9 protein-coding genes are annotated in these 22,485 nt (G+C 70.9%); all 9 read right to left on the bottom strand.

What is annotated here, in order from left to right; all coding sequences use genetic code 11:
* Positions 1–29: 29 nt before the first annotated feature.
* The 9 genes from CFB39_RS08820 to CFB39_RS08780 all read right to left on the bottom strand — a co-directional run bounded on the left by CFB39_RS08820 (position 30) and on the right by CFB39_RS08780 (position 22,260).
* Positions 30–446, bottom strand: coding sequence for a PIN domain-containing protein (locus CFB39_RS08820; protein ID WP_083265877.1), 417 nt, complete (start codon positions 444–446; stop codon positions 30–32).
* Entirely contained in the window at positions 443–703 is a 261-nt protein-coding gene (vapB, locus tag CFB39_RS08815) for a type II toxin-antitoxin system VapB family antitoxin (RefSeq protein ID WP_089472760.1), read from the bottom strand. Before vapB ends, CFB39_RS08820 begins: the two co-directional genes overlap by 4 nt.
* 234 nt (positions 704–937) lie before the next feature.
* On the bottom strand, positions 938–1,954 hold the full coding sequence (locus CFB39_RS08810; RefSeq protein WP_089472759.1) for a GNAT family N-acetyltransferase: 1,017 nt from the start codon (positions 1,952–1,954) through the stop codon (positions 938–940).
* The gene (locus CFB39_RS08805) at positions 1,954–2,793 is read right to left on the bottom strand and encodes a formyltransferase family protein (RefSeq protein WP_089472758.1); all 840 of its coding nucleotides are present in this window, start codon (positions 2,791–2,793) and stop codon (positions 1,954–1,956) included. Before CFB39_RS08805 ends, CFB39_RS08810 begins: the two co-directional genes overlap by 1 nt.
* A gap of 86 nt (positions 2,794–2,879) precedes the next feature.
* Positions 2,880–5,126: a TonB-dependent siderophore receptor gene (locus tag CFB39_RS08800; RefSeq protein WP_089472757.1), complete on the bottom strand. Its 2,247-nt coding sequence runs from the start codon at positions 5,124–5,126 to the stop codon at positions 2,880–2,882.
* A 22-nt stretch (positions 5,127–5,148) separates the two neighbouring features.
* Positions 5,149–6,525, bottom strand: coding sequence for a lysine N(6)-hydroxylase/L-ornithine N(5)-oxygenase family protein (locus tag CFB39_RS08795; RefSeq protein ID WP_089472756.1), 1,377 nt, complete (start codon positions 6,523–6,525; stop codon positions 5,149–5,151).
* A gap of 32 nt (positions 6,526–6,557) precedes the next feature.
* On the bottom strand, positions 6,558–7,592 hold the full coding sequence (locus CFB39_RS08790; RefSeq protein ID WP_089472755.1) for a GNAT family N-acetyltransferase: 1,035 nt from the start codon (positions 7,590–7,592) through the stop codon (positions 6,558–6,560).
* On the bottom strand, positions 7,582–12,582 hold the full coding sequence (locus CFB39_RS08785) for a non-ribosomal peptide synthetase (RefSeq protein WP_089472754.1): 5,001 nt from the start codon (positions 12,580–12,582) through the stop codon (positions 7,582–7,584). The genes CFB39_RS08790 and CFB39_RS08785 overlap by 11 nt, the downstream gene beginning before the upstream one ends.
* Positions 12,583–12,591: 9 nt before the next feature.
* Entirely contained in the window at positions 12,592–22,260 is a 9,669-nt protein-coding gene (locus CFB39_RS08780; protein WP_089472753.1) for a non-ribosomal peptide synthetase, read from the bottom strand.
* Between the last annotated feature and the right edge of the window lie 225 nt (positions 22,261–22,485).

Raw genomic sequence — 22,485 nt, 5'->3', positions numbered from 1 at the left:
CCGAGCGATCGAACAGATCCCGACCGCGTTCAGGCCGCCCAGTCTTCGAGCGACAACCCGGCGACCCGGCCGAACTCGCGGCTGTTGTGCGTGACGAGCACCGCACCGGCCGCGATCGCATGGCCGGCGATCGACGCGTCGTTCGCGCCGATCGGCGTGCCGCGCGCAGCAAGATCGGCACGAATCGCGGCGGTTGCATCGACGGCCGCCGTGTCCCACGACAGCACGCCATCCAGCCGCGCAACAAAGGCCGTCACGAGTTCCGCATGCTTCGGCGACGCCTTCCGGCCAACCGCGCCGAACCGCATTTCGGCATAGGTAATTGCCGAGACGACGATCCGGTGCTGCGCATTGACGCACGATTGCAACCGCGACAGCACCACGGGCGGCCGCTCGCGCATGATGAACGAACAGATGTTCGTATCGAGCATGTAGAGCGTGGTCACTGGCCGGACTCCGTCGGCGCGGCGCCACCGGACAGGTCGAAGCGGCCGGACTCGATGACGGCCGGGCGTTCGGCGAGGAAGTCGGCGTCGGCCGGCGGTTCGCTCGCAAACGAGACCCACGTGGGCCGCACCGGCCGCAGCAGCAGTGTGTCGCCCTCGCGGCGGATCTCGAGTTCGGTCACGCCCTCGAACTCCATGTCCTTCGGGATGCGGATTGCCTGGTTACGGGCGTTCTTGAAAATGGAAACGGTGCGCATGAGCCACTCCATGGGAGTACGATGCGTCCATTCTAGGCATATGCCGGCATATGTCAATGCGGGCGCGCGCAAACCGGATGTCGCGCCCCATGCTGTCGCGGATGTTTTTGCCATGTCGCGGGCCTGTCGTCGATGAGGAGAGCGATCCATTCTTCACGACGCAGGCCGCGCGGTCCATATCCCGGATGGCCGATGCCCGCGCGCCACCTCGCGCCGCACCGCACCCCCGCGCCGTCACGGCAATTTGAAAGTGTCGAAGAATGTATCGCGCTCGATCACGGTGAGCGCCGCGCGCTTGTGCGGGAAGTCGAACTCCTTCAGCGTGTAGAACCCGAGCCGGTGCATGTACGCGATGTGCCGCACGTGATCGACGCGTGGCTCGCCCACGAGCCGCTGCGTGCGCGGTTCGTCGACGAACATGTAGTGCAGCACCCCGCTCCACCACGCATGCAGCTTGCCGGCGCTCTGGAAGCGCGAATCGCCGATCAGCAGATGCAGCCCGCGGTCGTAGTCGTGCGCGTCGTAGAACGGCGCGAGACGGTCCTCCTTTGCCCAGTAGAACTCGAAATAGCCGAACGGCGTGTCGTCGAAATAGCCGATCATCGGGTGCATGTGCGGATCGGCGAGCCGCTCGGCGAGATACGCCGCGTGCTCGTCGCGCGTGCCGCGCTGGTCCCAGAAATGCGCGACGCGATCGAGGTTCATCCAGCCACTGAACAGGTCCGCGTGCGCGTCGACATCGACGGTGCGCAGGCTGAACGTCATCCCGACCTGCGGCATGGTGCGTGCGTAGATCTCGCCGGCCGGCGACGGCGGCCGCACCGGGTGGCGGTGGCCGTTGGTGATCACATGGCGCAGCGGCATGCCACCCGACGCGGGCGCCTTCAGCCACGGCCGCGGGTTCTGCCAGAACGTCGCACGCGACACGGTGAAGCGCAGCGCGTCGCCGGCAACCTGCGCGCCGTCGATCACGCCCTCGCGCACCGCGCGCGCGACGTACACCGCCACGGCTGCCGCGTCGGCGCCGCCGAGCGGCACCGTGATCGTCGCCGCGTCGTAGCGCGTGTCGGTGTTGAACAGCGCGACGAACGCCGTGAGCAGTTCGTCCGGCGAGTCGTCGGGCCGCCACGCGTCGAGCGTGTGCTCGGCGACGGCCATCGCCTGCCCGTGTGCGGCGCCGTCGAGCGCGGCGGCCACTTCCCCTTCGACGGCATCCGCGGCGCCGGCCGGTTTCGTCAACGTGTCTTCCATCACAGTGCTCCCGCGTCGTGGCGGTCGGCGAGGACGTGCAGCCCCCGCTCGAGTGCCGGAAACAGGCTGCGCTGGAAGTTGTTCCAGCGCAGTTCGAGAATCGTGTCGTCCGGCGCGATCGGCGTGTCGAGCACGTCGCAGATCACCTCGCCGGAATCGATGCCGTTGTCGACGTAGTGAAACGACGCGCCCGTCATCATCACGGGCTCGACGGACGACGTCGTGCCGTTCGACCAGTCGACCCGTTCGCCGCGCGCGCCGTGCAGCGCGTCGAGCGTCGCCCACGCGCCGCGCCGCTGGTACGGCGAGCCGTCGGCCGTGATGCCCGGGTGGATGTTGGCGATGCGCCGGTGAAAGCGCGCGCCGGGGCGCACGAGTTCGTCGAGGATCACGAGCAGCCCGTCGAGCACGACGACGTCGGCGTCGAGTTCGAGCAGGCGCTCGAGCAGGCGGCGCTCGAACGCCTGTTTGCCAGCCACGCGCTCGCGCGCGTCGCGCGGCAGCCGCCGGTACGTCGACGCAATCGTGCAGAACAGTTCGTCGACCGGCCGGCCCTGCACCGTCAACCCTTCCGGCAGGATCCACGGGCGGCCCGGCGTGCGGGCGAAACCGTAGTCGGCGACTTTCGCGCGGTCGGCCGGCGAACCGTCGTCGTCGTCGACGATCACGCCCTTGAGCGTGTAACGCTCGCCGAGCGGCGAGTCGTTCAGGCGTTCGACGAGATATTCGAGCGGCGCCTTCATGTAGCGCGTGCCGCCCTGATAAGCGACCGGCTGGCCGGCACGATCGGCCGCGCCGTTGCGCAGCGACTGGATGTAGACGAGATTTTTCTTCGGCATGGATGCGTCGTGGAAAAGCGGACGAAGGCGCCGCGGCCCGCCCGCGCCGGCCGCGAGGGCCGGCCGGCGGGCCGCGGCGCGCATCGTCACCAGTTGTATTTCGCGGTCGCGATCACGGTACGGTCGGTGCCGAACACACAGACGTTCGCCGACTGGCAACCGCTGATGTAGTGACGGTTGGCCAGGTTCGTTCCGTTCACGGCGAAGCGCCAGTTACGCGTGTCGTAGTGCACGCCCGCGTCGAACAGCGTGACGCTCGATACCGTCAGCGAGTTGTCGGCCGCACCGGCCGACGCGCTCTGGTAGCGCACGCCGCCGCCCAGGCCGAAGCCCGCGAGCGGCCCCGTGTGCCACGTCCAGTCGGTCCACAGCGACGCCATCTGGCGCGGGCGCGGAATGTCGACCGGCCAGTTGTTCAGCGACACGTCGTTGGCCTTCACGTTCTTCACGTCCTGATACACGTACGAGGCAATCACCGACAGGTTGCGCGTGACCTTGCCGGTCGCGCTCAGCTCGATCCCGCGCGAACGCACCTCGCCCGTCTGCACCGACTTCGTGCCGGTATTGTCCTGGCTCGGCAGCGCCGGCGTGAGCACGTTGGTCTGGTTGATCTGGTAGATCGCCGCGTTCAGCATCAGGTTCTTGCCGGGCGGCTGCCAGCGCAGGCCGGCTTCGATCTGCTTGCCGCGGGTCGGCTGCGGCAATCCGCCGCCGACCAGGTTCACGCCGATCAGCGGATTGAACGACGTCGCGTAGCTGACGTACGGCGACAGCCCGTAATCGCCCTGGTACGTAAGGCCGACACGGCCGGTGAACGCCGTGACGTCAGCCTTCGTCGACGTGCCGGCCGCGCGGTCGTCCATCCGCATGTTGACCCAGTCCTCGCGGCCGCCGAGCGTCAGCGTCCAGCGGTTCCACTTGATCTGGTCCTGCGCGTACAGGCCGAACGTGTTCATCGTCGTGTACGTGTTGGTGCGGAACGTCGAGTCCGGCGTGAACACCGCCTTCGTGACAGGCAGGTAGACCGGGTTGTAGATGTTCAGCGGCGGCGCGGCGGCGAGCCATTCGCTGTCGGTCGCGGTCTGGCGGTTGTACTGGAAGCCGAGCAGCAGCGTGTGCTGGAGCGGGCCCGTCGCGAAGCGGCCTTCGAGGTTGTTGTCGATGTCGAAGCGGCTGTAGTTCATCTGGAACACGCCGGCCCAGCGCGACACGTCGGTCGTGCTGCCGTCGACGAAGCCGTTGCCGAATACCGAGCCGTTGTCGAGCGACAGGTGCATCAGGCGCGTGTTCTGGCGGAACGTCCACGCCGGCGTCAGGTTCCGCTCGAACTGGTAGCCGACCGACCACTGCTTCTTGCGGTAGTAGTTGAAGTTCGGATCGCCTTCGTACACGTCCTTGTTGATCTGACCGTTCGGGTTCGGCAGCACCGTGCCCGCCGCGGGCAGGAAGTTCGACGAGATGTCGCCCCAGTCCTGCAGATAGGTGGCCGACAGCGTCAGCGACGTATCCGCGTTCGGGCGCCAGCGGAACGACGGCGCGAGCGCAACGCGCTGGTCGTTGTTCGGGCCGGTCAGCGCGTTGCCGTCGCGTGCGACGCCGACGAATCGGTACGCGTACTTGCCGTCCGGGTCGAGCTTGTCGCCGACGTCGATCATGAACTGCTTGCGCGCGTAGTTGCCGATCTGCACGCCGGCCTCGCGCACGCGCTCGCCGTCGGCGAGCTTGGTCTGCACGTCGACGATCGCGCCCGGGTCGCCCGCGCCGTACAGCACCGAGGTCGGCCCGCGCAGCACGCTGATGCTGTCGATCATGTACGGATCGACGCGCCAGCTCGCGAGGTTGATCGTGTTCGGCACCTGCAGCCCGTTCACGTACGCGGTCGGCGTGAAGCCGCGCAGCGCGGCGTACCAGTCGGAACGGTTGTCCGAGCCGTACGACGAGAAGCCCGGCACGTAGCGCAATGCCGCGTTCACGTCGGTCGCGCCGGTCATCTCGATCTGCTGCGCGGTGACGACGTTGATCGTCTGCGGGATCTCGTTGATCGACGTACTGGTCTTCGTGCCGGTGCGGCTGCGCTTCGCCACGAGCCCGACCGTGCCGTCTCCTTCCGAGGCCGCGTTGACGTTGATCGTCGGCAGCGTGCCGGTCGACGCACTCGCGGCCGCACCGTTCTGCGCACTGCTGGCCGCCGCCGCGCCTGCGTTCACGGCCGGCGCCGTCTGGGCCTGTGCGTGCCCTGCCGCCACCCCGAACGCCACGCTCGCCGCGGCTGCGATCGCACGCAAACGCGTGCCTGTTGCCCACTCCATCTTTCTCTGCTCCAGTTTTTTCATGCGGTCTCCGACCGCGCCTTTGTCAAAGAGCGAAAGCCATCCGGCTCGCGCTCGCCCCGTTTTCCTGTCGTTTTTCCTGTGTTGCCCGGGCCGCGCCTTCTTCATGGGCTGGTGCGATCCCGTCTTCGAGCGACGCGCAGATTTCGTCCGCGCGGCGAGCCAGTACCGACAGCAGCGTGTCGGACAGGCCGTGGCTGTCTTCGCAGCAGCCTTGCAGGTAGATGCGCGGCGCGAAGTGCGCGGGCGTCGCGAGCAGGTAGTCGCGCGTGACGTCGCCGCGTGCGAGCGCGTCGCCCAGGTGCGGCGCGAGCCCGTCGAGCAGCGCCGAATGCGTGTCGCGGCGGTAGCCGGTGGCCAGCACGAGCGCGTCGAAGCGCTCGACGCGCGTGTCGCCGCTCATCCGGTCGCGCAGCGTCAGCTCGATGCGGCCGTCGGCGGTGCGCACCGCGGCCTCGATCGCGCTGTTCGCGAGCAGCGCATGACGCGGCGTGCCGTCGATGCGCTGCAGGTACAGCATTTCGTAGATCTGTTCGATCAGCGGCCGGTCGACCACCGCGTAGTTCGTGTCGCGATAGCGCTCGAGCAGCGCGCGGCGCGCGTCGTGCGGCTGCGCATAGACGACATCGGTGAACTCGGGGCTGAAGATCTCGTTGACGAACGGGCTGTCGTCCGCCGGCTTCAGCGCGCCTGCGCGCATCACGAGGCTCGCGTCGACGTGCGGGAAGCGGCGCGCGAGATCGATGAACACCTCGGCCGCGCTCTGCCCCGCGCCGATCACCGCGACGCGGCGGCGCTCGCCGTCCGGCGATGCCACCAGCCGGTCGATGTCGGTCAGGTACGACGACGAGTGGATCACGCGGTCGCGGCCGAGCGCGGCGAACGCGTCCGGGATCGCCGGCGTGCCGCCGACGCCGACCGACAGTGCACGCGTGACGCGCTGGCGCTCGTGGCCGGCGGCGTCGCGCGACAGCACGCGCAGTGCGTCGATCTGCTCGCCGTCGCCGTGCACGGGCTCGATCGCGAGGACGGTCTCGCTGTAGTGGACGCTATCGTCGAACGCGTCGGCCACCCAGCTCAGGTAGTCGTGGAATTCGACGCGGGTCGGATAGAAGTTCTTCAGGTTGACGAATTCGTTCAGCCGGCCGCGTTCGAACAGATAGTTGATGAACGTGTAGCGGCTCGTCGGATCGCGCATCGTGACGAGATCCTTCAGAAACGAGATCTGCATCCGGCAGTCGTCGAGCAGCATGCCGCGATGCCAGCCGAATTCCGGTTGGCGCTCGATGAAGCAATGGGCGAGCGGGCGCGCCGCGCGCCGCTCCTCGAGGCGGATGGCCAGCGCCAGATTCGACGGCCCGAAGCCGACGCCGATCAGGTCGAATACGGTTTCTCTCTGCATGTCTCAGCTCCCTTGTCGGTGAATCCGGCGCGTCAGACGTGACGGCCGGAGAAGAACGTCTCGCGCAGCGTGCGCATCCACAGCGGCTGCGCGTCGGCCAGCGCGAGACGGCGCTGCCGCGCGAAGCCGTGCCGCGCGAGATGGTCGGCAACCCGCGCGTGGCCGGCCGGAACGGCACAGCCGACCGCTTCGGTACGCGGGTCGTCGAGAAACAGGTAATGCACGACGGACGGCAGCCAGCCCGCGACGCACTGCGGGCCGCGCCAGCGCGACTCGCCGACCAGCATCCGCAGCCCGCGGTCGTAGTCGCGCGCCGCGACGTGCGGCGCGAGCGCGTCTTCCTTCAGCCAGTACGCCTCGAAATATGCGAACGGTTCGCCGTCGAAGCAGCCGACGAGCGGAATCACGTGCGGATCGGTGTCGGGCGCGGTGCCTTGCTGGTCATCCGCGCCGGGCTGCGTGCCCGGCCAGCCGTCGCGCACGCGCGGTTCGTCGAACCAGCGCGCGAGGCGTTCGGCATCCTCGGCCGGCTGCCAGCCGCGCAGCGTGAAGCGCACGCCGAGCGCCGGCAGGTCGCGCGCGTAGACCTCGCCGCGCGGCGCAGGCGGCCGGCGCGGATGACGGCGGCCGTCGGTGAACATCGGCAACGTCGCGCACGGCAGATGCGCGCCGACGCGCCACAGATCGGCCTGCTGCGCCCAGCCTTCACGCATGCAGCGGCCGCCGTCGGCGAGCACGCCGCTCGCGCGCAGCGCATCGAGCGCGACCGCCGGCCACGCGGCCGGGTCGAGCCGGATCGCGGCGTGGCGCGCGCTGTCCGAAAACGCCGCGGCGAGTGCCGCCAGCAACGCACGCCGCTGGTCGGCCGCTGCCGCGCGATGGTTGTACGCGACGAGGCGCAGCGCGCCGTCGTCGCCGAGTTGTGCGCGCAGCAACTGCGCGCCGATGCCGTCGCCCTGCGCGACGCGGATCTCCGCGCCGTCGCGCACGGCGAACAGGCCGTCCGCGAATGCGACGCGGTAGGTATCGAGCATCGTGAATCCGTCCGGACGCACTTCAGCCAGCATGGCGCGCCTCCTGTCCCGTTTCCGTGTGCGCATCGAGCCGCGCGCCGAGTGCCGCGAGCGTCGGCGACGCGAACACGTCGGCGACCGTCAGCGTGTGGCCGGCGCGGCTGGCCGCGTCGACGAAGCGCACGACGTCGAACGACGTCGCGCCGGCTTCGAACAGGTCGGCGTCAGGTTCGGGCGCGGCTGTCGCGAACGTGTCGGACCACAGCGCCGCGAGCACGGCCGCCGCATGCGGTGCGCGGAATGGCGCTGCGGCGCGTGCGTTGCTTTCGGTCTGCGCGCGATGCGACGCCTGTGCAACGACGCGCTTGTCCGGCGCACCGAGCACCGCTTCCGACGCGCCGGCGAAGCGCGTGACTTCGTCGTGATAGAGATCGACGAGCGCATCGACGAAACCGCGATCGAGCAGTTCGTCCGCATACGAGAACGCGGCGCTCACGCGGCCGTCCGGATGCTCGACGACGTCCAGCTCCAGCGTAAATACGACGCGATGGCGCACATCGTCGAATCCGGCCAGCGCCAGGCCGGCCCAGTCGCGCGCCGCGGCACCGGTCGGGCGCAGGTAGTTGAACATCACCTGGAACAGCGGATTGGCCTGCGCGGCACGCGGCGCGCGCAGCGCCGCGACGACGTTCGCGAACGGCACGTCCGCATGCGCGTAGGCCGTGAGCGCCGTGTCGCGCACTTGTGCGAGCACGTCCGCACGACGCGCGGCCGGGTCGAGCCGCGTGCGCACGACGACCGAGTTGATGAAGAGGCCAAGCGCATCGCGGGCCGCATCGCCCGTCAGCTCGCGCGTCGACGCGAGCACGCCGACCGGCTGGTCGGCCACGCCCGTCGCGCGGAACAGCGCGGTGTTGAGCGCCGCGTGCAGCAGCATCGGCAGCGTCGCGTGCGCGGCCGATGCCGTGTCCCGTGCGGCGCGGATCAGCGCGCCGTCGAATTCGAACGCGATGCGGGCCGCGCGCCATTGCGGCAAGGCCGGTGCGTCATCGCGCTGCGGCAGCACGCGCGCCGGCAGATCGGCCAGCGCATCGCGCCAGTAGGCGACGCGGGCCGGATGGCACGGTGCGGGCAGCACGAGCGGTTGGGCGGCCAGCTGGACGGCCTCATCGGCCGGCACGGCGCCGGCGCCGCCCTGCACGCGGGCGACATAGCGTGCACGAACCGCATCGAGCCACAGCTCGATCGATTCGCCATCCGACACGATGTGATGAATCGTCACCGACAGCACGTGGTCTTCCGCATCCAGACGCAGCACGCGCGCACGCCACAGCGGCGCATCGGCAGCGAGGTCGAACGGTGCGAGTGCATCCTCGTCGGTCAGCGCTGCGGCGCGGGCGAGCACATCGGCTTGCGCCGACAGGTCAATCACCGGCAGTTCGACAGAAGCATTGGCATCGATCCGCTGGCCCGGCAGTGCGCCGTCACGCGCCACGAGCCGCGCGCGCAGCGCCGGATGCACGGCCGTGACATCCGCGAAGGCCGCACGCAGCGCATCGACGTCGAGCGGGCCGCGCACCCGCAGCGCGACAGGAATGTTGTACGCGGCGCTGTCCGGCTGTGCGCGCCACAGGAACCACAGGCCGAGCTGCGCCGGCGACAGCGGCCACACGCCGTGTGCATCGGGTTTGGCGACGGCCACGCCCGGCGCCGCCGCACCGGCATGCGCGGCGCGCGGCGCATCGGCCACCTGCAACGCATACTGCGCGAGCACCGGCGCTTCGAACAGCGCGCGCACCGGCACGTCGCGGCCGAGCCGTTCGGCCACGCGCGTCGCGACGCGCACGGCGGCGAGCGAATGGCCGCCGAGATCGAAGAAGTGATCGCCACGGCCCACGCGCTCGAGATTCAGCACGTCGCGCCAGATCGCCGCGAGCGCGGCTTCGTCGCCGTCGTGCGGCGCTTCGTACGCACGTTCGACGCGTACCGGCGCCGGCAGCCGTGCGCGGTCGACCTTGCTGTTCGCGTTGCGCGGCAGCGCGTCGAGCACGATCAGCTGCGCGGGCACCATGTAGTCGGGCAACGTGCGGCGCAGGTGCGCGTCGAGCGTCGCGGCTTCGACCGGCTGCGCGGCCGCCTGTGCGTCGGCGGTCAGTTCGACATATGCGACGAGCTGCGCCAGTGCGCCCTGCCCGTGCACGACCGCGCAGGCTTCGCGCACCGCGTCGTGCGCGGCAAGCTGGGCCTCGATCTCGCCGAGTTCGATGCGCAGCCCGCGCAACTTCACCTGGTGGTCGACGCGGCCGATGAAGTCGAACACGCCATCCGCGCGACGCCGCACGAGGTCGCCGGTGCGGTACAGCCGCGCGCCCGGCGCGCCGTACGGATCGGGCACGAAGCGCTCGGCCGTCAGCGCCGGGCGGTCGAGATAACCGCGCGCGACGCCGATCCCCTCGCCGCCCAGGTACAGTTCGCCGATCACGCCGACCGGCAACGGATGCAGCCGTTCGTCGAGCACGTGCGCGGTGCGTGCGCCGACCAGCGTGCCGATCGGCAGGTACGCGGCGTCGCCGAGCTTCGCGAGATCGTCGCCGGGCCGGAACATCCACAGCGTCGGCGTGATGACCGTCTCGGTCGGGCCGTAGCCGTTGACCACGCGCACGTTCGGCAGCGCGCGGCGCAGCATCGCGAACGCCTCGCGCGACGTCGCCTCGCCGCCGACCGTCAGCGAACGCAGCGTCGGCGGTGCGCCGTGCGCGAGCGCCCATTCGGCGAGCTGCGCGGCGCAGCCGGGCGGCACGTAGGTCATCGTCACGCCGTCGCGGACCATCATCGCGCAGGTCTGCGCGGGCGGCCACAGCACGTCGGCCGTCACCGACACGGCGGCGCCCGACATGTATTGCGAAAACCAGCCTTCGTGCGCGCCGTCGAAGTTGACCGACTGGAACAGCAGGAACACGTCGTTCTCGCCCGCGCCGTAACGTTCGGCGATCGCCGCGCAATGCAGCGCGAACGACGCGTGGTCGACGATCACGCCCTTCGGCTTGCCGGTCGAGCCCGACGTGTAGATCGCGTAGGCCGCGTGACCCGGCAGCACGTCCGGCAGCACGACGTGCGCGGCTTCGTCGAGGGCATCGACTTCATCGGCGCGCCACACGCGCAGCTCCGGCAGCTCGGGCAGCGACGCGGCGCTCGCGCGGTCGGTCAGCACGTGCGCGATGTTCGCGTCGCCGACGATCTGCGCGAGCCGTTCGCGCGGATGCGCGGGATCGAGCGGCACGAACGCGGCGCCCGATTTCAGCACCGCGATCAGCGCGACGAGCAGGTCGACCGAGCGCTGCAGCGCGACGCCGACGCGCATTTCCGGGCGGACGCCGGCCACGACCAGATGGCGCGCCAGGCGAGCCGCGCGTGCATCGACTTCGCCGCGCGTCAGCGCGCGGTCGATGTCGGCCACGCCGCGTGCGTCGGGCCGTGCCTGAGCATGCGCGGCGATGCGGGCATGCACCGGCACGAACGGTTCGGATTCGGTTGCGCCTGCCGGTGCGTTCCATGCGAAGAGTTGCGCGCGCTCAGCGGCGGGCAGCCAGTCGAGATCGCCGATCGGCATGTCCGGTCGCGCGAGTGCATCGGTCAGCAGCGTGACGAAGCGAGCGGCCAATCGGGCGATCGCGTCCGCCTCGAACAGGTCGAGCGCGTAGATGAAGGCGGCGTCGAACGTGCCGTCCGGCGTCGCTTCGACCGACAGCGTCAGGTCGAATTTCGCGGACGGCGTGCCCGACGGCAGCAACGCGGCCGCTGCCGCGCCGAGCGCCGGCAGCGCACGGCGCTCGCCGTACGCGGCCATCACCTGGAACAGCGGATGGTGGCTCGCGCTGCGCGGCACACCGAGTGCATCGACCACCTGCTCGAACGGCACGTCCTGGTGCATTTGCGCGTCGACGAGCGCGCGCTGGGTGCGCGCGACCAGCGACGAGAAATCGCCATGCGCGGGCACGTCGACGTCGATCGCCAGCGTGTTGACGAAGAAGCCGATCAGGCCGGCGACCTCCGCGCGTTCGCGGTTCGCGGCCGGCACGCCGACGCAGATCCGCGCGTCGCCGGTCGCGCGCGCCAGCAGCGCATCGAGTGCGGCGAGCAGCACCGCGAACGGCGTGGCGCCCGAGGCGGCCGCGAATGCGCGCAGTTGCGCGCCGATGCGCGCGTCGAGCGAAAACACATGGCGGGCGCCGCGCGCACTGCGGCGTGCGGGTCGTGCCGTCGCGCCCGGCAGCGTCAGTACGCCACGTTGCGGATCGAGCCGTTCGCGCCAGAACGCGAGCTGGCGATCGCGCTCGCCGGCGTCGAGCCAGCGGCGCTGCCACAGCGCGTAATCGGCGTACTGGATCGGCAGCGGCGCGAGCGGCACCGGCTCGCCTGACGCATAGGCGCGGTAGAACGACGCAAGCTCGAACAGCATCACACCCGACGACCAGCCGTCCGACACGATGTGATGCACGGTCAGCGCGAGCCAGTGATGCGTCGCATCGAAGCGCACCAGATGCGCGCGGACGAGCGGCGCCACGCCGAGATCGAACGGCTCGGCTTCGTCGGCCGTCGCGACGGTTTCCGCGCGCGCCATGCGCTGCGCGTCCGGCAGCGCTTCGAGATCGGTTTCACGCCACGGGCAGCGCAACGGTGCGTGGATCGTTTGCGCGACGCCGTCCTGCGCTTCGTCGAAGGTCGTGCGCAGCGCCTCGTGGCGCGCGATCAGCGCGTCGCACGCAAGACGCAGCGCATGCGCGTCGAGCGGGCCCGTCAGTGCCAGGCGCTCGGTGATGTGATATGCATCGGGCGCATCGATCAGCCGCGCGTGCAGCCACAGCCGCGTCTGCGCGAACGACGCCGGCACGCGGTCGCTGCGTGGGGTGCGCGGCGGGATCGGCAGCACGCGGAAGTCGATGCCGGCCGCGCCGAGCTTGTCGATGAAGACCGCGCGCTGCGCGTCCGGCAGTTGCGCGAAACGCGTCGCGAGCGCGAGCCAGTCGGGTTGAGCCTTCGTCATCCGTCGTCCTTATTGGGTTTCCAGTTCGCCGAGCAGCGCATCGATCGCGCTCGCCGCATCGGTCGCGCCGCGGGCCGCGCAGGCCGCGTCGATCGCCTCCGCGCAGCGTGCCAGCGTGCGTGTGTCGAACAGCGTGCGCAGCGGCAACGCGAGCCCCCAGTGCAGGTTCGCCTGCGCGTGGGCCTGCGTCGCGAGCAGCGAATGACCGCCGAGCAGGAAGAAATCGCCGTCGCGGCCGATCGCGTCCACGTGCAGCACGCGTTGCCAGATCCCGGCGAGCGCGCGTTCGGTGTCGGTCGCCAGTTCGACTTCCGCCACTGCTTCGCGCACCGGCGCGGGCAGCGCATGACGGTCGCACTTGCCGTTCGGCGTCACGGGCAACGCATCGAGTTCGATCAGTTGCGACGGCACCATGTAGGCCGGCAACTGCGCGCGCAGCGTGTCGAGCAGCGCCGCCCGGTCGAGCGGGCCCGCGTCGCCGCGTGCGACATAGCCGATCAGTTGCTCGTCGCGCACGATCACGACCGCGTCGTTCACGCCGGGCGCCGCGCGCAGCAGCGCCTCGATTTCGCCCGGCTCGATCCGCTGGCCGCGCAGCTTCACCTGCGTGTCGACGCGGCCGAGATAGTCGAGCGCGCCGTCGGCGCGCCGGCGTGCGAGGTCGCCCGTGCGGTACATGCGCGCGCCCGGCACGAACGGATCGGGCACGAAGCGCTCGGCGGTCAGCGCCGGACGGCCGAGATAGCCGCGCGCAAGGCCCGCACCCGCGAGATACAGTTCGCCGGTCGCGCCGGCCGGCACCGGCTGCCATGCCGCGTCGAGCACGTGCAGTTGCAGGTTCGCGATCGGATGGCCGATCGGCACCGCGGCCGCATGCGCATCGTCGGGGCCGCAGGTCCAGTGCGACACGTCGATGGCCGCTTCGGTCGGCCCGTACAGGTTCACGAGCGTCGCGTCCGGCAGCAGCCGCGCGATCTTCGCGACGAGTTCGGGCGCGAGCGCCTCGCCGCTCGCGACGATCAGGCGCACGCTGTCGCATTGCGCGGCGGCCGAGAAATCGTCGAGATACGCAGCGAACGCGGCGAGCATCGACGGCACGAAGTGCAGCACCGTCACGCCGTGCGCATGGATCGCGGCCGCGAGACGCGCCGGATCGCGATGGTCGCCGGGCGCGGCGATCGCGAGCTTCGCGCCGATCGCCAGCGGCCATACGAATTCCCACACCGATACGTCGAAGCCGAACGGCGTCTTGTGCAGCACGACGTCGTCGCGCGTCAGCCCGTAGGCGTGCTGCATCCACGCGATCCGGTTCGCGAGCGCGCCGTGCGTGTTGCCCGCGCCCTTCGGCTTGCCGGTCGAACCGGACGTGTAGATCAGGTACGCGAGCTGGGTGCCGTCGCTCGTGGCGGTCACCTCGACAGCGTCGCTTTCGGCTTCGTCGGCGAGCAGGTCCGCTACCGTCAGCAGCTGCGTCGTGACGCCCTCGCCGAGCGCGGCCTCGACCTGCTCGCGCAGATGGGCCTGCGTGATCGCGACGGCCGGCCGCGCGTCGCGCAGCATGTAGGCGATGCGCTCGGCCGGATAGTCGGGATCGATCGGCAGGTACGCCGCGCCGGCCTTCAGCACGCCGACCAGCGCCATCACCATGTCGAACGAGCGCTCGACGCACAGCGCGACCGGCGTGTCGGGCTGCACGCCGCGCCGGCGCAGCGCAGCCGCGATGCGTGACGTGCCGACATCGAGTTCGCGATAGGTCGCGCGATGCACGCCGCCGTGAACGTCGGCGTATTCGAGCGCGATCGCGTCGGGCGTCGCCCGTGCCGCCTCGGCGAATTGCAGGTGCAGCGGCTGTTGCTGCGACGCCGGCCATGCTTGGGTAGTGTCTTGCGCCCGCGCCAGTGCGTCACGGGTGGCTTCGTCGGCGATCGATAGCGTGCCGAGCAGCGCATCCGGCGTGCGGGCCAGTGCATCGAGGGCGCACACGAACGCGCGGTGCCACGTTTCAACCTGCCGCGCGTCGACGCGCGCGGTGTCGTAGCCGTAGTCGATCGTCAGTTCGGCACCGCTCTCGATCACGAGCGTCAGCGCGAAATCGGTCGCTTCGATGCTGCGCACGTCGCTCAATGCGAGTGCGCGCGGATCGGCGTCGCGCGCCGACTCGTCGACCGGGTAGTTCTCGAACACGACCAGCGTGTCGAACAGTGCGCCGCCGGCGCCGCGCGCCCAGCGCTGGATGTCGGCGAGCGGCGTGTGCGCGTGCTCGGCGGCGGCCGCGTTCTCGCGTTGCAGCGTTTGCAGCCAGTCGGCCGCGCATTGCTGCGGCGCGGGCGCCGTGATCACCGGCAGCGTGTTGATGAAGAGACCGAGCACCGAATCGACGTCCGCGAGTGCATCGGGACGGCCCGCGACGGTCGCGCCGAACGCGACGGCCGGCTGGTGCGTCATCCGCTGCAGCGCGAGCGCCCACGCGCCCTGCACCAGCGTGTTGACCGTCAGCTTCAGTGCGCGCGCCGTCTGCGCGACACGCGTCAGCGTGTCGGCATCGAGCGTCGCGCGCCACGTGACCATGTCGGCATCCGCGCGGTCGGCCGTGCGTTCCGCGATCAACGTCGGTGCGTCGAGGCGCGCGAGGCGTTCGGTCCAGAAACGTTCGTCGGCGTCGCGGTCGCGCGTGCCGAGCCACGCGATGAAGTCGCGATAACGCAGTGCCGGGCGGCTCGCGAACGGCGACACGGCGTCCGGGTCGCGATAGTCGCGCAGCACATCAGCGAGCAGGCGCGCGGTGCTCCAGCCGTCGAGCAGCACGTGGTGACGCGTCCACACGACGCGCCAGGCGTCGTCGGTCACGCGGATCAGCGTAAGCCGCATCAGCGGCGGCTCGCGCCAGTCGAAGCCGCGTGCGCGATCGGCGGCGAGCCATGCGTCGAGATCGGTATCGAAGGTGTCGCCGCGCGTGCGCCAGTCGAGCTGTTCGACCGGCATTTGCGCGTGGCGATGCACGCACTGCAGCGGCGCGGCTTCGTCCGGCATCACGCTCGTGCGCAGGATGTCGTGGCGCGCGATCGACGCTTCGAATGCGGCCGTGAACCGGTCGGCGTCAAGTGCTGCCGCGGTCGCGACGAGCTGATTCACGTAGCTGGCGTGACCGGGGGCGAACAGCGCATGGAACAGGATGCCCTGCTGCATCGGCGACAACGGATAGACGTCGTCGATCGTGCGCCAGTCGAGCGGCGTGCGCTCGATCGCGGCCTGCGTGAGCCCGGCGGCCTGCGCGAGCGGGAAATCGCCCGGCGTCGCGCCACCGCCGCGATGCGCGACGCGCGACGCGCAGGCGTCGACGAGCTCGCGCAGCGCCGACGCGAAGCGATCGGCGAATGCGTCGATCGTCGCACGCTCGAATTGCGGTGCGCCGTAGACCCAGTGCACTTTCAGCGTGCGTGCGCCGTCGCGATCCGTGTCGAGGTACGCGTGGATCGCGAGCGTATTGCCGAGCGGCCCCTGCGGATCGCGCTCGACGCCGGTGCCGCCGAAGCGCGGCACGAGTGTGGCGTCGCGCGGCGCGTCGAACTGGCCGAGATAGTTGAAGGTGACGCGCGGACGCGGCACGGCGGCCAGCGCCGCACGCGTCGCCGCATCGCCGTAGTCCGCGAGCACACCGAAGCCGAGCCCCTTGTGCGGCACGGCGCGCAGCGTGTCCTTGACCGCGCACAGCGTGTCACTTGCCGTGGCAGCGACCGGCAGCGTCACCGGGTAATGGCTCGTCAGCCAGCCGATCGTGCGGCTGGCATCCACGTCGTCGAACAGCGCCTCGCGGCCGTGCCCTTCGAGTTCGACTCGGCACGATGCGGCACCGCTCACGCCGGCCAGCGCCAGCGCGAGCGCCGCGCCCAGCAGTTCGATCGTCTGCGTGCGATAGGCCGCGTGCGCATCGGTCAGCGCCGCGCGGGTCAAGGCCGCGTCGATCGTCTGCACGACGACGGCCGCATCGGCGTTCGTCGCCGCTGCGTCGGGATGATCGGGCACCATGTCGTCACCCTGCGCCATGCCGGCCCAGTACGCGGCCTCGGCCGCGAACGGCGATGCCGGTTCCGTTGCCGCACGGGCAAGCCGTGCCGCCCATGCATCCGCACGCAGGCCCGGCGGCGACAGTCGGACCGGCGCGCGTTCGCATGCGGCGCGATAGGCCGTGTCGAGGTCGTCGAGCAGGATGCGCCACGACACCCCATCGACGATCACGTGGTGAATCGCGAGATAGAGCTGCGTCGAGCCGTCCGGCAAGCGTGCCGCGCAGGCGCAGGCAAGCGGCCCCCGGCCGAGGTCGAGACGGCGCTGCAACGCGTCGAAGCGCGCGAGCGCGTCGGCTGCGTCGCGGGCGGCGACTTCGACGAACGGCAGCGCGTCGTACGGCTTCGCCGCATCGCTGGCGTGCCACGTACCGTCCGCGCCGCGCGCGAAACGCTGGCGGAACGCGTCGTGATGCGTCAGCAATGCGTCGAACGCGCGCGCGAATGCCTCCGCGTCGAACGGGCCACGCACGTCGAACGCAACCGACTGGTTCCAGTGGCCCGGATGCGGGATGTCCAGCGCGAAGAAGCGCTGCTGTGCCGGCGTCAGGACCTTGGCTGTTACCGGCGCGCTGGCAGAGGCTGCGAGGGCAGGCTGCGCGGCAGCGGCAGTCACGTCCTCCGTCTTCGCGACACGCGCGAGTTCGGCGACCGTCGGGCCGTCGAACAGCTGCTTCGGCGTGAAACGCACGCCGCGTTTGCGCGCGCGGGCGATCACCTGCAGCACGAGAATCGAATCGCCGCCGAGCTCGAAGAAGTTGTCGCCACGGCCGACCTTCGGCGCTTTCAGTACGGCCTGCCAGACTTCGGCGAGCACCGTTTCGACCGCGCCCTGCGGTGCATCGCCAGCGGCGGTCACGACCGGGGCGACCGCCAGTTCACGCAATGCCGCGCGATCGATCTTCCCGTTCGCAGTGACCGGCAGGCGCGCGAGTGCCACGAATTGCGCGGGCACCATATAGTCGGGCAGCGTCGCGGCAAGCGCCGCACGCACGGCAGCCTCGTCGAAGGTCGCGCCGTCGCGCATCACGACGAACGTCGCGAGCCGCAGGCGGCCGTCGTGTTCGATCGCGAGCGTCTCGGCCTGCGCGACCGGGCCGGCCGCGCGCACCGCCGCACTCACCTCGCCCGGTTCGACGCGATAGCCGCGAATCTTCACCTGGTCGTCGATACGGCCGAGGAACGCGAGACGGCCGTCCGCACGCAAGCGCACGCGGTCGCCGGTGCGATACAGCCGCGCACCGGGCGTGAACGGATCGGGCACGAAGCGCTCGGCGGTCTGCGCCGGACGCCCGAGGTAGCCGCGCGCGACGCCCGGCCCGCCCAGGTACAGCTCGCCCGTCGCACCGGCCGGCACGCACGCGCCGAACGCGTCGAGCACCAGCGCGCGCGCATTCGGCAGCGGCAGGCCGAGCGGCACGCCGCTCGCCGGATCGCGCGCATCGGCGGCGATCGACGCCGTGTCGCAGGCGATCGCGCCGACGGTCGCTTCGGTCGGCCCGTAGTGGTTGATCACGCGGCAGGCCGGCGCCAGCGCGGCCAGGCGCGCGACGAGCGCCCACGTGAGCGTTTCGCCGCCGGTCACGAGCGCGTGGCGCGGCAGCACGTCGGCCGGCACACGTGCATCGAGCAGCGCCTGCAGGTGGCTCGGCACGATCTTCAGCACGCCGACGTCGCGGCGGCGCATTTCTTCGGCGAACAGGTCGGGATCGAACGCGCAGGCGGCCGGCAGCAGGTGCAGCGTGCGGCCCGCGCACAGCGCACCGAACAGCGTCGTGTGACCGAGGTCGGCCGCGACGGTCGACACCATCGCGAACGACGCGTCCGGGGCGAACGCGAGTTCGTCGAGCATCCCCTGCACGTAGTCGGCCAGCGCGCCGTGCGACACGACGACGCCCTTCGGCGTGCCGGTCGAGCCCGACGTATAGATCAGGTACGCGCCCTGTTCCGGATGCGGTGCGATGCGCACGCCGGTGGCGTGTGCGAGCGTCGCGTCCTGCGCGAGCGCGTCGACGTCGAGCGGCTGTGCGTCGATGCCGGCAGGCCATGCGGCCGGGTCCGCGACGAGCGCCCAGCGCGCGCCGCAGTCGGCTGCCGCCGCGGCCAGTCGCGCGGCAGGCTGCGCGGGATCGAGCAACACGGCGAGCGCACCGGCCTTCAGCGCGCCGAGCAGGCCGACGACGAAGCGCGCCGAGCGTTCGATGCAGACGATGACGGATGCTTCGGCGGCCACGCCGCGCTGGGTCAGCGCGCGGGCGATGCGGTTCGATGCGTCGTCGAGTTCGGCGAACGTCAGCGACGCCGACGCATCGGCGAGCGCGACGCGATGCGGATATGCGGCCGCCTGCCGCGCGAACGCGGCGACGATGTCCGCATGTTCGACGCGCAGCGCACGGCCGTCGCGCGGCTGGCGCGAAGCGGCCGCTGCGTCGCACGGCAATACCGCCGTCGTTTGGCGCGGATCGCGCGCGGCCGCACCGACGAGCGCCGCGTAGCTGTCGAGCCACGCCCGCGCGGTGTCGGCATCGATGCAGTCGGTCGCATAGGCCGCGACCAGTTCGATGCCGTTCGCATCGTCGGTGAAATCCACGGCGAAATCGAAGCGTGCGGCGAGGTCGGGCCCCGGCGTGGCAACGGCCGTCGCGCCCGGCAGCACGCTGTCGTGCCGCGCGTCGAACTGCTGCGCGAATTTCACGCGCAGCCATTCGTCGCCGCGCTTGACCGGCGGCTTCACCGCATCGACGACCCGCTCGAACGGCACGTCCTGGTGCGCGACCGCATCGAGCGCCGCCGTGCGCGTCGCATCGACGAGCGCGCGGAACGGCAGCGTCGGCGCCACTTGCACACGCAGCGCGACCGTATTCAGGAACAGCCCGAGCAGCGCGCGCGTTTCCGGGCGCTGGCGATGCGCGACCGGTACCGCGACGACGACGTCCGTTGCGCCGGTCAGGCGCGACAGCCACGCGTCGAGCCCGGCCAGCAGCACCGTGAAGACTGTGGCCTGCGCGTCGCGCGCGAGTTGCCGCACGTCGGCCGCGACCGCGTCGGGCAGCCGCACCGACACGCGCGCGCCTTGCAGCGTGCGTATGGCGCCCGGCTGACGATCGACCGGCAGCGCGAGCGGGCCCGGCACGTCGCGCAACGCGCCGCGCCAGTAGTCGAGCTGGCGCTCGCCCTCGCCGCCGGCCAGCATGTCGCGTTGCCAGTCCGCATAGTCGGCGTACTGGATCGGCAGGTCGGGCAGCGACGGCTCGCGGCCTTCGGCATACGCGCGATAGGCGGCCGACAGTTCGTCGAACGCGCAGCGCGAGCTCCAGCCGTCGGTGATCGCGTGATGGGCGGTCAGCAGCAGACGGTGACGGTCGTCGGCGAGTGCGACCAGCGTCGCGCGCAGCAGCGGGCCGTGTGCGAGGTCGAACGGCTCGACCGCATCGCGCTCGGCGAGACGCGCGGCTTGCGCGTCGCGGGCGGCGGGCGGCAGGTCGCGCAGGTCGAGGTCGGCGATCGACACCGGCAGATGGGCATGAATCCGCTGCATCACGACGCCGTCGTCGTTGTCGACGAGCGTCGTGCGCCAGGCTTCGTGGCGTCCGATCACGTGATCGAGTGCGCGCTGCAGCGCCGCGCGATCGAGCGTGCCGTCGATCGTCCAGTGTGCGGCGATGTGATACGCGGCGCTTGCATCGCGCGTTTGCGCGAGTACCCAGAAGCGTTGCTGGGCGAGCGACGCGGCACGGTCGACATGCGGTACACCCGCCGCAACCGCATCGGGCGTCGCACGGCGCGCGGCAATAGCGGCCAGCGGTTCGCCGGTTTCGCGTTCCGCACGATCGACCGCTTCGGCCAGCTCGAAGAGCGCCGGATCGGCGAACAGCGTGTCGAGCCGCAGGTTCACGCGCACTGCGGAACGGATCGCGGCCTGCAACTGCATCGCGGCGAGCGAATCGGCGCCCAGCGCGAAGAAACGGTCGTCACGCGACGGCGTGACGTCGAGGCCGAGCAGCGTTTGCCAGAGGCTGGCGAGCTGCTGTTCGGTCGGCGTGCGCGGGGCGTCGCCGCTGCCTTGCGCGGTGTCGCGCGCGGCGGCGATCCGCTCGCGCAGCGCGGCACGGTCGATCTTGCCGTTCAGCGTGTACGGCAGCGCATCGCACCGCACGAACCGGTGCGGCTGCCAGGCGGCCGGCAGTTGCGCGGCCACATGCACTTTCAGCGCCGCATCGTCGGCCGCCGCGCGCAGCGCGACGCACGCGATCAGCCGCGTCGGCCCGTTGCCGGTTTCGGCAACCACGGCCGCGTCGGCCACGGCCGGATGCGAACGCAGGCACGCGGCGATTTCAGCGGGCTCCACACGCACGCCGCGCACCTGGACCTGGTCGTCGAGGCGGCCAAGGTAATCGAATGCGCCGTCGTCGCGCAGCCGTGCGAGGTCGCCGGTGCGGTACACGCGCGCACCGGGTGCGCCGTCGGCATCGGGAATGAAACGTTCGGCCGTCAGCGCCGGGCGGCCGTGATAGCCGCGCGCGACGCAGACGCCGCCAAGCAGCAGTTCACCCACGCCATCGCCATCGCCGCCGTCGACACGCGCGACGCGCGGCCCGATCACGCGGCCGATCGGCAGCGACGCATACGCATCGTCGGCGGCCAGCACCGGCGTCTCGCCCGGCTCGACCGGCCACAGCATCGGCGAGATCACGGCCTCGGTCGGCCCGTAGCCGTTGATCAGGCGTACCGACGGGAACGTGCTGCGCACGAATTCGAACGCCTGCTGCGGCAGCGCTTCGCCGCCGAACGCGAGCACGCGCAGGGCCGGCGGCACGCCGTCGCGCGCGGCCACCGCCGCGAATTCGCGCAGGTACGCGGGCGGGAATGCGGCCACGTTGACCGATTCATTCACCATCAGCGCATGCGCGGCATCCGGCGCGAACGGCTGCGGCGGCGCCACGACGATGCTCGCGCCGGTCGCGAGCGGCGCGAGCCAGCATTCGTGCGCGGCGTCGAAATTGACCGACGCGAAATGCAGCAGGCGGTCGCCGGCTTCGATCGGCAGTGCGGCCGCGAGCGCGTCGCAGTGCGCGGCGAGCGGCCCGTGTTCGACGACGACCGCCTTCGGCGTGCCGGTCGAACCCGACGTATAGATCATGTAGGCGGCCGAACGCGGGTGGACGGACGCGCCCCCTTCATCGGCGGCAATCTCCTGCCCGTCCACCGCTCCGGCTTCAGCTGCCGCATCAAACGCGTGTTCGAACGGCGTGCCGAGCGCCGCACGGCCGGCCGCGTCGACGATCCCGTGCCGCAACTGCGCATCCTGGACGATCCAGTCGAGGCGCGCGGCCGGATGACGCGGATCGAGCGGCACGAACACGCCGCCCGCCTTCAGCACGGCCAGCAGCGCGACGAACAGTTCGGCCGAGCGCTCGACGCACACGCCCACCCGCACTTCCGCGCCGACGCCGGCCGCGCGCAGTTGCCGGGCCAGCCGCGACGCCCGCGCGTCGAGCGCGCCGCGCGACAGGCGCAAGTCATTCTGGAAAGGGACCGCGATGGCGGGTGCGTCGGGCGCGACGCGCGCCAGTTCGCGGATTCGATGATGCAGCGCAGTCGGGAAACTCGTCATGTGCGTGAAGTCCTTCGGTCCGGCCGCTTCGGCCAAGTCTCGGGGCCGCTTGGGGCGGCTTCACTGGTGTGACGAACGGCGCGGCCGATTTTTTACCGTTTTGTGCGCAAAGCGCGTGCGGACGCATTTTTTGAACGGGCCGCTAAATATTTGCGCGGCCCGTTCGTCTATCAGGGAGGAAAGCCGGAACGGGGCCCCCGCCTCGCCCGCCGCTTTCGCGTCAGT

Source organism: Burkholderia sp. AU6039 (assembly GCF_002223365.1).
In the GTDB taxonomy this organism is placed as follows: domain Bacteria; phylum Pseudomonadota; class Gammaproteobacteria; order Burkholderiales; family Burkholderiaceae; genus Burkholderia.
The sequence above is the reverse complement of the archived record's forward strand: the minus strand, read 5'-3'. Positions and strand labels throughout refer to the sequence as shown.

Coding starts and splice junctions, on each gene's coding strand:
- vapB (WP_089472760.1), bottom strand. CDS start 703: ATGCGCACCGTTTCCATTTTCAAGAACGCCCGTAACCAGGCAATCCGC.
- CFB39_RS08810 (WP_089472759.1), bottom strand. CDS start 1,954: ATGGAAGACACGTTGACGAAACCGGCCGGCGCCGCGGATGCCGTCGAA.
- CFB39_RS08805 (WP_089472758.1), bottom strand. CDS start 2,793: ATGCCGAAGAAAAATCTCGTCTACATCCAGTCGCTGCGCAACGGCGCG.
- CFB39_RS08800 (WP_089472757.1), bottom strand. CDS start 5,126: ATGAAAAAACTGGAGCAGAGAAAGATGGAGTGGGCAACAGGCACGCGT.
- CFB39_RS08795 (WP_089472756.1), bottom strand. CDS start 6,525: ATGCAGAGAGAAACCGTATTCGACCTGATCGGCGTCGGCTTCGGGCCG.
- CFB39_RS08790 (WP_089472755.1), bottom strand. CDS start 7,592: ATGCTGGCTGAAGTGCGTCCGGACGGATTCACGATGCTCGATACCTAC.
- CFB39_RS08785 (WP_089472754.1), bottom strand. CDS start 12,582: ATGACGAAGGCTCAACCCGACTGGCTCGCGCTCGCGACGCGTTTCGCG.
- CFB39_RS08780 (WP_089472753.1), bottom strand. CDS start 22,260: ATGACGAGTTTCCCGACTGCGCTGCATCATCGAATCCGCGAACTGGCG.